This is a genomic window from Rodentibacter ratti (assembly GCF_002000485.1).
Lineage (GTDB): Bacteria > Pseudomonadota > Gammaproteobacteria > Enterobacterales > Pasteurellaceae > Rodentibacter > Rodentibacter ratti.
In genome coordinates this window covers 76,873-87,033 of the sequence record NZ_MLAJ01000010.1, presented here as the reverse complement: position 1 = coordinate 87,033, position 10,161 = coordinate 76,873, and the positions used below count along the sequence as shown (strand labels likewise).

Here is a 10,161-nt window from a genome sequence, read left to right as displayed (position 1 = left end):
ACATAAAGTCATCCCCTGAGCCGAAAGGTTCGGGGGATTTACTTTTTAAATGAGATAAAGATTCTAATAAAATCTAAGCTCAAAATTTAAGTACCTTGACGGTTATTTCAAATTGCTAATGAAACCTAATTAAAAATTTCAATATGGTATTTTAAGAGATACTAACACGTAAAATACAATAAAATTTGACCGCTCTTGCTATCTATTAAAGTTTATCTATTGTTTCTTTTCTACATAATATTAAAAAATTTCTTTTTCTCTAATTTCTCCCTAATATAATTTCACATTCCTTCTCGAAAAATTTAAATAAAGATATGTAGAAAGAAAGGATTACTTACTAAATATTACAAGTATAGTGGGGAATTCAATTCTTTTGTTGCCAGTCCATCCTTTGTTTTTTAGTTCAATCCTATGTTTAAAGATTATCTTAAGATTATGATTTATAAGGGGTTTTTAGACTAACCAGTATATACTGGTTTTGCTTTCTCTTGCAGAGAAAACAAAATAAATCTTGATAAAAAATTTAACTTTACTGGAGCGCTAAATGCCTACTTCATACCAAATAATCAATAATGTAGTACAAAATAAGATTACGATCTTAAAGGAGGAAGCACGCTTTCTTACAGAGCAGAATGCCACGCTATTAGTGCACTATACAAAACGAACCATTGATAAATCAATGAAAAGAATTATTGCTGAAAATCCAGACTATGAGATTTCGTATCAATGTGAGATCAATGCCGTAACATTACATATTCGTCCCAAAACACGCAATAAGGAAAAATAATGATGAAAACATTTAATTCTCTTAAAGCATTTTTTATTGTATTTGCCTTTTGCTCTTTTTCTGCCATTGCCCAAACTGCTGATGAATTGTTTAAACAAGCGGAGGATATAATAAGTAATAAGGCTTACATAATTTCTATCTCTATCCCTGAGGATGGGGATAGAGAGAAATTCTACGAAATGCTCAGGTTATATGAACAAGCTTTTGTGTTATATCAAAAAGCAGATGAAAAAGGGCATAGAAAAGCAAAAGAAGAGGAGTTAAAAGCAAAGAGGAGATTATTGTCTTTTAAGGGGACTAAAGGTAAATGTTTTCATAGTCCTATTATGGAATCTTATCGTAAGGAGATTATGGATAGCATGTATTCTGATATAAAAGCGGAGCTTTTATATTATGAGGGATTCGATTATGAAGGAGGATTTTGCACAATGAAAAATCCAGATGCGGCAATTATGCGCTATGAAGAATCTTGTTACTTTGGGGGAAAGGGACATCTATCATGTTTTAGGGCTGATGATCTCAAAGGAAAGAAAGCTCGGGTTTATCGTAAAAAATGTGAATTAGGTGATTCTTCTGCTTGTATGATTTATAGTAGTATTTATCAAAAATACGATAAATAGTATTTTCACTCGGTATATGCCTCTATTTTTTAATGGGGGCATTATTAAAATAAACAAGATCGGCTATCATAGGGGAAGTGTCATTAGACACTTCCCCGATTTTGTTTTATCTGAGATTTATTTCATAACTTTTATGAGAAAGTCCCTCTCGCTCAACCCCAATGTTCAGGGAATTTTTATATCTTCCATTTTTACCTCAAATTTCGTTTAAAGTGCGGTCAGTTTTGTGATTGTTTTTTACTGTATTTTTATTCAATGGTCTGATGAAATTTGTTACACTAATGCCCAATTTTTGTGATGAAATGGGTTAGATTTTCCTTTTATGAGTAGTGTTGCAGAGATTTTTGCCAAGAGTGGTGCATTAAGCCAACAAATTAAAGGTTTTAGTCCCCGAATAGAGCAGTTAGAAATGGCGCAGGCTATTGAAACGGTTATTTCTGAGAAAAGTATATTGGTAGTAGAAGCCGGCACAGGGACAGGAAAAACTTTCGCGTATTTAGCTCCGACATTACTTTCCGGTAAGAAAACTATCATTTCCACAGGATCTAAAAATCTTCAAGATCAATTATTTAACCGTGATTTACCTGCAATAAAAAAAGCGCTGAGTTATACGGGAAAAACAGCTTTACTCAAAGGTCGATCCAATTATTTATGTTTAGAGCGTTTAGAACGTTTAATGGCACAAGGGGTATTGGGGGATAAATCGGTATTAGAAGATTTAGTGAAGGTCCGTCAGTGGAGCGTTTCAAGTAAAACAGGAGATCTGACCGAGTGTACCGATCTTGCGGAAGATAGCCCTATTTTACCCCAATTAACCAGTACAGCTGAAAATTGTCTCGGATCAGATTGCCCTAATTATTCGGATTGTTATGTTGCATTGGCACGAAAAAAGGCCCTCAATGCGGATATTGTGGTCGTTAATCATCACCTGTTTTTTGCGGATATGGCGGTGAAAGAAAGTGGTTTTGGTGAGTTAATCCCCCAAGCAGAAAATATTATTTTTGATGAAGCACATCAATTACCTGATATTGCTAGTCAGTATTTCGGACAATCAGTGAGTTCTCGTCAGTTTTTTGATCTTTGTAAAGATATTAATATTGTTTATCACACGGAACTAAAGGATCTGAAACAACTAAACAGTGCAGCGGAGACTCTCCAAAAAATGACACAAGATTTTCGCTTGTTATTAGGGGAAGGAAATCTGCGTGGTAATTGGCGTGATCTATTAAGGCAAAGTGCGGTTGAAAAATCATTTAAAATTCTTATCGAAAAATTAGATTTTTTGTCTGAAGTCATTAAATTGGCATTAGGACGTTCACAAACTCTGGATAATATTTTTGAACGGGTTGAAAATTTAAAAGGATACCTACAGCGTTTACTTGAAACAGAGCGTGTCGGTTATTGCTATTGGTATGAAACCTTTGCGCGTCAATTTGCGTTACATATTACACCTTTAACCGTTGCGGATAAATTTGGTGAACAGTTAAAAACGAAACAAGCAGCGTGGATTTTTACTTCTGCTACTTTAGAGGTTGATGGCAAATTTGACCATTTTTATCATCGTTTAGGCATTGAAAATGCACGCCAACTTATTTTACAGAGCCCGTTTAATTATACTGAGCAAGCATTATTATGTGTGCCACGCTATTTGCCAAATACAAACCAGACTAATACACAAACTGAACTAGGTAAAATGTTATTACCTGTTATTGAGGCCAATCAAGGGCGCTGTTTCGTTCTTTGTACTTCCTATGAAATGATGCGTAGTTTAGCGGGATATTTTCGCTCAAATAGTCAATTATCTGTATTGCTACAAGGTGAAATGCCAAAAATGACTTTATTGGCACAATTTACTGCAAGTAAAAATACCGTATTGGTTGCGACATCAAGTTTCTGGGAGGGTATTGATGTGCGTGGTGAGGCGCTTTCTTTAGTTGTTATTGATAAGCTTCCTTTTATGTCGCCTGATGAGCCTTTACTTAAAGCGCGTATTGAGGACTGTCGTTTACAAGGTGGAAATCCTTTCAATGATATTCAAATTCCTGAAGCCGTGATTACACTAAAGCAAGGTGTGGGACGTTTAATCCGTGATGTTACAGATCGTGGAGCCGTTATTATCTGTGATAATCGCCTTGTGATGCGTAACTATGGTGAAACATTTTTAAAAAGTTTGCCAAGTTTAACGCGTACCCGTGATCTAAACAAAGTGGTACAATTCTTACAAAATAAATAATTGAGAAAAATAATGACAAACTTAACTTTATTAGCATTAGATACCTCTACTGAGGCTTGTTCTGTCGCCCTGCTAAACAAGGGCGAAAAAACACATTTGAGTGAATTAGCCCAACGCAGTCACACAAAACGTATCTTGCCAATGATAGATGAAATTCTGGCAAATGCAGGAATTCGATTGACTCAAGTCGATGCTATTGCCTTTGGTCGTGGACCCGGTAGCTTTACAGGGGTTAGAGTCGGAGCAGGAATTGCGCAAGGATTGGCTTTTGGTGCTGATTTGCCGGTTATTCCTATTTCAAATTTAACGGCAATGGCGCAGGCCGCATTTGAATTACATCAAAGGGAAAATGTTGCTGCGGCTATTGATGCGAGAATGAATGAAGTTTATTTTTCTCACCTGACACGAGAAAAAGTGCGGTCAGATTCTGGTGAGTTTTTTCAATGGCGTGAAGTGATTGCAGAGCAAGTTTGTTCACCTGAACGGGTTATTGCTCAATTTACCGATGAGACGGCTTTCCGAGTAGGGACAGGCTGGAATGCCTATTCGCAATTTTCCGAAAAAAATTTCACCGGTACAGATATTGAATTACCTAATGCCCTCTACATGTTGGAATTAGCCCTTACGGATTGGTTGCAAAAAAAAGTTATTTCAGCACTAGAGATTGAACCAATTTATTTACGTAATGAGGTCACTTGGAAAAAATTGCCGGGACGTGAGTAATTTTCTTATAAAATTGTAGGAGGGCACTTATGAGAGTAAAAATAACATTATTTTTAACCGCACTTTCTTTCTTATTAACTGGCTGTATTACATCACCACAAGGCTTAGAGAAGAATCGCTTTTCAATTACCGATTATCGTGATATTTCATCGCAAGATCTGAATTGTCGCTGTAAAACCGTGCGTTTAGGCGGAAAAATTATTCGATCTGAAATTTTACCGAATAAAACGAAAATTGAGGTATTGAGTTTACCGATTTCCAATTATTCGGCTAAGCCTATTGTGGAATCACAATCCCAAGGACGTTTTATTGCGTATTTTAACGGTTTTATTGACCCAGAGAATTTGAAAGATCGTTATATTACTTTAGGTGGCACTTTATCCGGAAAAGAAGAAGGCAAAATTGAACAGGCGAATTACTCTTATCCGGTGATTCAAGTTGAAAATTATCGCCTTTGGACATTGAGCAAACATTATTATTATCCGCCGGATGATTACTGGGACGATTGGGGATTTTGGGGTTGGCGCCATCGAGCCCGGTATAACGAGCCGGAAATTCGCTATTATTTAAATTAAATGATAGAATCTGCCGTCGATTTTCCAACTATAAGGTTAATAATAAATGGAAAAAATTTGGTTTCAAAATTATCCGGAAGGTGCTGAAAAATATCTGGATACTTCAAAATATGAATCAATTTTAGATATATTTAATAAAGCAATTCGTGAACATCCTGACCGGCCTGCATATATCAATATGGGACAAGTTCTCACTTTTCGTAAATTAGAAGAACGTAGTCGGGCTTTTGCGGCTTATTTACAAAATGAGTTTAAATTAAAACGCGGTGATCGTGTTGCATTGATGATGCCGAATTTATTGCAATATCCTATCGCGCTTTTCGGTATTTTACGGGCAGGTTTGATTGTCGTGAATGTCAATCCGCTTTATACCCCACGAGAACTTGAGCATCAGTTACAAGATAGTGGGGCGGTGGCAATAGTGGTTGTTTCAAATTTTGCCTCAACACTTGAGAAAGTTGTTTTTAATACGGATATAAAACACGTTATTTTAACCCGAATGGGCGATCAGCTTTCTTTTGGTAAGCGTACATTGGTTAATTTTGTGGTGAAATATATCAAAAAGTTAGTGCCCAAATATAAATTACCGGATGCCGTAACGTTTCGTGAAGTATTAAGTATTGGAAAATATCGTCAATATATTCAACCGGAAGTGTCACGTGATGATCTCGCTTTTCTGCAATATACAGGGGGCACAACCGGCGTGGCAAAAGGGGCGATGCTTTCCCATGGAAATATTATTACCAATGTTTTCCAAGCAAAATGGATCGCAGAACCTTTCATTGGCGATCACGCACATGCCCGTTCAGCTATTCTTGCTCTGCCACTTTATCATGTTTTTGCTTTAACGGTGAACTGCCTACTTTTCCTCGAGCTTGGTGTCACGGCTATTTTAATTACAAATCCACGTGATATTGATGGTTTTGTCAAAGAATTAAAAAAATATCGTTTTCAGGCTATTACAGGCGTAAACACGCTATTTAATGCTCTGTTAAATAATGAAAATTTCAAAGAAGTTGATTTTTCGGCATTAAAACTTTCTGTCGGTGGCGGTATGGCTATTCAGCAATCCGTCGCGACACGTTGGCACGATTTAACCGGCTGTAACATTATTGAAGGTTATGGTATGACGGAATGTTCGCCGCTTATTGCCGCTTGTCCTGTAAATGTCGTGAAACACAATGGAACTATTGGTGTGCCTGTACCCAATACAGATATTAAAATTATCAAAGATGATGGTTCAGAAGCGAAAATCGGCGAACCAGGAGAATTGTGGGTAAAAGGTGATCAAGTTATGCAAGGTTACTGGCAACGTCCTGAGGCAACGAATGAAGTATTGAAAGATGGCTGGATGGCAACCGGTGATATTGTGATTATGGATGAAACCTACAGTTTACGTATTGTAGATCGTAAAAAAGATATGATTTTGGTCTCAGGTTTTAATGTTTATCCGAATGAAATTGAAGATGTTGTCATGCTCAATTATAAGGTTGCAGAAGCTGTGGCAATTGGCGTACCGAACGAAGTTTCAGGAGAAACCATTAAAATTTTTGTTGTGAAAAAAGATGAAAGTCTTACCCGTGATGAACTTCGTCAGCACTGCCGTCAGCATTTGACCGGATATAAAGTGCCTAAAGAAATTGAATTTCGAGATGAATTGCCTAAAACAAATGTCGGAAAAATATTACGCCGTATATTACGGGATGAAGAAATTGCCAATCGACCAACACATTAAGTTTCATCATTTAATAATGGGATAGCAATATCCCATTTTTGTTTTTTTAATCTAAGAGATAATGTCATGATAAAAGAATGCCAAGAACCATTGCATTTTTCATTGATCACAACAAATCAAGCTTTGAGTGAAGTTTGTCAATCAGCACACCAAAAAAGTGCGGTTGCTTTAGACACTGAATTTGTGCGTGTCTCAACCTATTTCCCGAAGCTTGGTCTGATTCAACTTTATGATGGAGAGAGAGTATCCCTGATTGATCCTTTAAGCATTAGCGATTTTTCGCCTTTTGTTGAATTATTAGCCGCTCCCAATGTGCTTAAAGTTCTCCATTCTTGCAGTGAAGATTTACTTGTTTTTTTGCAGGAATTTGATCAATTACCCCAGCCAATGATTGATACGCAAATAATGGCCCGTTTCCTCGGATTGGGAAATTCAGTAGGGCTGGCAAAATTAGCATTAAATTATCTGAATACTAAGGTGGATAAAGGGGCAACGAGAACAAATTGGATTAAACGCCCTTTATCGGAAACACAATTACATTATGCAGCAGGTGATGTGTGGTATTTACTGCCGATTTACGATTGTTTACAAAAAGAATTAATGGCAACCCCTTGGCAACATGCTGTACAAGCGGATTGTGAACTGGCCTTATCAAAAACAAAGAAATTAAAATCACGTGATGTAGAAACTGCCTATTTGGATATTCCAAATTCATGGAAACTTAACCCATTAGAGCTTGCTCGGTTAAAAATTTTGGCGCAATGGAGACAAGAAGTGGCAATAGAGCGTGATTTGGCACTTTCTTATGTAGTTAAGTCAGAAAATTTATGGAAAGTGGCGAAATACAATCCGCGTAATACTTCGGAAATGCTTGAAATGGGGCTTTCCAATAATGAAGTCAGAGTACGTGGTAAGAAAATTTTACAACTCTTAGCGAAAGCACGCCGAGTATCGCCCTATGATTATCCGAAACGTATCGCTCGCATTGCTGATGATCCCCGTTATAAAAAAGCAATTCGTCTTTTGCAAGAAAAAGCTTATGAACTCACACCACAGGGTTTAACCCTAGAAATTTTAGCAAGTAAGCGAAGTTTGGAGGAATTAATCAAATGGGTTTGGCAACATAATGAATCACAAGAGAAAATGCCGGATTTGTTGCTTGGCTGGCGTAGGGAAATAGGATTACAGCTATTAGCTTTGTTGAAGTCTATTGAGGCTTAAAAAATTATAAAAAAATGACCGCACTTTTTGTTAATCAAAGTGCGGTCATTTTTATTACAGTTTCAGATTAGCTTTGTGTCGCTTGGATCGCTGTCAATGCAATGGTGTACACAATATCATCGACTAATGCGCCACGAGAGAGGTCATTAACCGGTTTACGCATACCTTGCAGCATTGGACCGATAGACACTAAATCAGCTGAACGTTGTACTGCTTTATAGGTGGTATTACCCGTATTCAAGTCTGGGAAGACGAACACGGTCGCTTTACCTGCAACAGGAGAGTCCGGTGCTTTAGAGCGTGCAACATCTTCCATCACAGCCGCATCATATTGTAACGGACCGTCAATGATTAAATCCGGGCGTTTCTCTTTTGCGATACGGGTAGCTTCTTTTACTTTTTCTACATCAGCACCACTGCCTGATGTTCCGGTAGAATAAGAAATCATCGCCACTTTCGGATCGATACCAAAGGCTTTCGCTGAGTCAGCCGATTGAATCGCAATTTCCGCTAATTGTTCTGCATTTGGATCTGGGTTTACGGCACAGTCACCATAGACTAATACTTGATCCGGTAATAGCATAAAGAAGATAGAAGATACAATTGAGCTACCTGGTGCTGTTTTAATGATTTGCATTGGTGGGCGAATGGTATTTGCTGTGGTGTGAACTGCACCGGAGACTAAACCATCTACTTCATTTGCTTCTAGCATCATGGTACCGAGTACCACAGTGTCTTCTAATTGTTCACGTGCTGCAGTTTCGGTCATCCCCTTCGCTTTACGAAGTTCAACTAAGCGATCTACATAATTTTCACGGACATCAGCCGGATTAATAATAGTGATACCTTTACCTAATTCAACGCCTTGTGCTTCAGCGACACGTTGAACGGAAGCGGGATCTGCTAATAACACACATTCTGCAATTCCTCGTTCGGCACAAAGGGCGGCAGCTTTAATGGTACGAGGTTCGTCACCTTCCGGGAGAACAATACGTTTTTTCGCTGCACGAGCCAATTCGGTTAATTGGAAACGGAATGCTGGTGGAGATAAACGACGTAAGCGGGTAGAACCAGCGACTAAACTGTTGATAAATTCTGCATCGAATTGTTCACTCATATAACCTTTAATATTTTCAATACGTTCTTTATCATCAACCGGCACTTCAAGGTTGAAACTTTGTAGGCTTAACGCCGTTTGCCATGTATTGCCTTCAATACGGAAGATTGGTAGTTGAGTTGATTCAAATACATGTTGGCAAAGTTTATTAATTTGAGCATCAATTTTGTATCCGCCGGTGAGTAGCATACCACCAATTTCTACGCCATTTGAAGCAGCAAGTGCCGCGGCAACAATGACGTCAGGACGATCTGCAGAGACCACTAATAGGCTACCTGCGCGGAAATGTTCGAGCATATTTGGTAGGCTTCGCGCACAGAATGTAATACCACGAATACGACGATTAATATTACCCTCATTAATAATTGCGGCACCTAAGTGTTTAACTAAATCAATAGCACGGGTTGCAATTAAGTCGGCTGACCATGGAATGCAAGCCAAAAGTTTAATTACACTATTCGAAAATAATTTAGTTAATTCGGCTTCACTATTACGGCTATGTTGGAAAGAATCAAAAATTTCTGTTAAATCTGGACGGGTACGACCGGATTCATCAATTGGCGCATTAAATTTATTAACGACAACGCCTAATAAATTAGGATTATTTTTTCCGCCAAATAATGAGGCAGCGGCTTCCACTCGTTCTTTTAATTCCGCCGGTGTTTCTGTCGCCGGAGCAGCAACTAAAATAATTTCTGCGTCTAATGCTTGTGCAATTTCGTAGTTAATACTATTTGCATAAGTGTGTTTGCGGGTTGGGATTAAACCTTCAACTACGATGATTTCATTATTTTTAGAAAGTTGTTGATGGTTTTCAACGATTTTTTCTAGTAGCACATCAGACTGATTTTGACCAATTAATGATTCTGCTACGCTTAACATAAAAGGTTCGACTGTTTCTAACGCCGTACTGGTACGAACGATAGAGGTTGTGCGATCTAATTGATCTTCACCGGAGTTTGGTTGAGAAATAGGTTTCATAAAACCTACTTTCGCACCTTTTTGTTCAAGAGATTGAATGAGACCAAGACTTACACTGGTTAGACCTACACCTGTGCTAATAGGAATAAGGATAATGGTACGGGACATGATAAACCTTAATTAGTTGAGTTATAAAGAAAAACTGCCGAATTTTCTCGGCAGTTTGTAG

General features: G+C 37.9%; 8 protein-coding genes. 7 read left to right on the top strand and 1 reads right to left on the bottom strand.

The window, feature by feature from the left end; genetic code table 11:
• Nucleotides 1-544 precede the first annotated feature (544 nt).
• The 7 genes from BKG94_RS08575 (at nt 545) to rnd (ending at nt 7,894) form a co-directional block, all read left to right on the top strand.
• Complete coding sequence (locus tag BKG94_RS08575) at nt 545-787, top strand: hypothetical protein (RefSeq protein ID WP_077436214.1); 243 nt, start codon at nt 545-547, stop codon at nt 785-787.
• Nucleotides 787-1,407, top strand: a complete 621-nt coding sequence (locus BKG94_RS08570; protein WP_077436212.1) for a hypothetical protein — start codon at nt 787-789, stop codon at nt 1,405-1,407. Before BKG94_RS08575 ends, BKG94_RS08570 begins: the two co-directional genes overlap by 1 nt.
• Nucleotides 1,408-1,729: 322 nt before the next feature.
• Complete coding sequence (gene yoaA, locus BKG94_RS08565; RefSeq protein ID WP_077436210.1) at nt 1,730-3,640, top strand: DNA repair helicase YoaA; 1,911 nt, start codon at nt 1,730-1,732, stop codon at nt 3,638-3,640.
• Nucleotides 3,641-3,652: 12 nt separating this feature from the next.
• Nucleotides 3,653-4,363 carry a tRNA (adenosine(37)-N6)-threonylcarbamoyltransferase complex dimerization subunit type 1 TsaB gene (gene tsaB, locus BKG94_RS08560; RefSeq protein ID WP_077436208.1) on the top strand — a complete coding sequence of 237 codons (711 nt, stop codon included), beginning with the start codon at nt 3,653-3,655 and terminating at the stop codon, nt 4,361-4,363.
• A 29-nt stretch (nt 4,364-4,392) separates the two neighbouring features.
• Nucleotides 4,393-4,938 (top strand): Slp family lipoprotein, encoded by a 546-nt coding sequence (locus tag BKG94_RS08555; RefSeq protein WP_077436206.1) that lies wholly within the window; start codon nt 4,393-4,395, stop codon nt 4,936-4,938.
• 46 nt (nt 4,939-4,984) lie between these two features.
• A complete protein-coding gene (fadD, locus tag BKG94_RS08550; protein WP_077436204.1) occupies nt 4,985-6,673 on the top strand; it encodes a long-chain-fatty-acid--CoA ligase FadD in 1,689 nt (562 codons plus the stop codon).
• A 66-nt stretch (nt 6,674-6,739) separates the two neighbouring features.
• Nucleotides 6,740-7,894 (top strand): ribonuclease D, encoded by a 1,155-nt coding sequence (rnd, locus tag BKG94_RS08545; protein WP_077436202.1) that lies wholly within the window; start codon nt 6,740-6,742, stop codon nt 7,892-7,894.
• A gap of 67 nt (nt 7,895-7,961) precedes the next feature.
• Here rnd and pta read toward each other — a convergent pair whose 3' ends face one another.
• Nucleotides 7,962-10,100 carry a phosphate acetyltransferase gene (gene pta, locus BKG94_RS08540; protein ID WP_077436200.1) on the bottom strand — a complete coding sequence of 713 codons (2,139 nt, stop codon included), beginning with the start codon at nt 10,098-10,100 and terminating at the stop codon, nt 7,962-7,964.
• Nucleotides 10,101-10,161: the final 61 nt, after the last annotated feature.

What these genes read in the sequence shown, in the direction of transcription:
- rnd (WP_077436202.1), top strand. Translation starts at nt 6,740, where the DNA reads ATGATAAAAGAATGCCAAGAACCATTGCATTTTTCATTGATCACAACA.
- fadD (WP_077436204.1), top strand. Translation starts at nt 4,985, where the DNA reads ATGGAAAAAATTTGGTTTCAAAATTATCCGGAAGGTGCTGAAAAATAT.
- yoaA (WP_077436210.1), top strand. Translation starts at nt 1,730, where the DNA reads ATGAGTAGTGTTGCAGAGATTTTTGCCAAGAGTGGTGCATTAAGCCAA.
- pta (WP_077436200.1), bottom strand. Translation starts at nt 10,100, where the DNA reads ATGTCCCGTACCATTATCCTTATTCCTATTAGCACAGGTGTAGGTCTA.
- BKG94_RS08570 (WP_077436212.1), top strand. Translation starts at nt 787, where the DNA reads ATGATGAAAACATTTAATTCTCTTAAAGCATTTTTTATTGTATTTGCC.
- BKG94_RS08555 (WP_077436206.1), top strand. Translation starts at nt 4,393, where the DNA reads ATGAGAGTAAAAATAACATTATTTTTAACCGCACTTTCTTTCTTATTA.
- tsaB (WP_077436208.1), top strand. Translation starts at nt 3,653, where the DNA reads ATGACAAACTTAACTTTATTAGCATTAGATACCTCTACTGAGGCTTGT.
- BKG94_RS08575 (WP_077436214.1), top strand. Translation starts at nt 545, where the DNA reads ATGCCTACTTCATACCAAATAATCAATAATGTAGTACAAAATAAGATT.